The organism is Arthrobacter sp. SPT-J7, from assembly GCF_059089965.1.
This window is the reverse complement of sequence record NZ_JBNHFF010000635.1, coordinates 1-278: the sequence shown is the minus strand read 5'-3', so window position 1 is coordinate 278 and position 278 is coordinate 1. Positions and strand designations below refer to the sequence as shown.

The following is a 278-nucleotide window of genomic DNA, read 5'->3' as shown; positions in this document are numbered from 1 at the left end:
TGGCGGCCGAACTGAGGGCCAGCGGCATCAGCCTGGTAGTGGACTTCATCTTCAACCACACCTCCGACGAGCACGAGTGGGCACGGCGGGCCGCGGCGAGCGATCCGGAGTACAGCGACTACTACTGGATTTTCCCGGACCGCACCATGCCTGACGCCTTCGAGCAGAACGTGCGCGAAATCTTTCCCGAGAACCACCCCGGTTCCTTCATCCAGATGGAGGACGGCCGCTGGGTCTGGGCCACGTTCCACACCTACCAATGGGACCTCAACTACTCC

The 278-nt window shown here is 62.6% G+C and carries 1 protein-coding gene; it reads left to right on the top strand.

Annotated features, from left to right (window positions below):
- A partial coding sequence (locus AC5RWX_RS34605) for an alpha-amylase family glycosyl hydrolase (RefSeq protein WP_494100614.1) occupies positions 1 to 278 on the top strand: 278 nt, incomplete at both ends.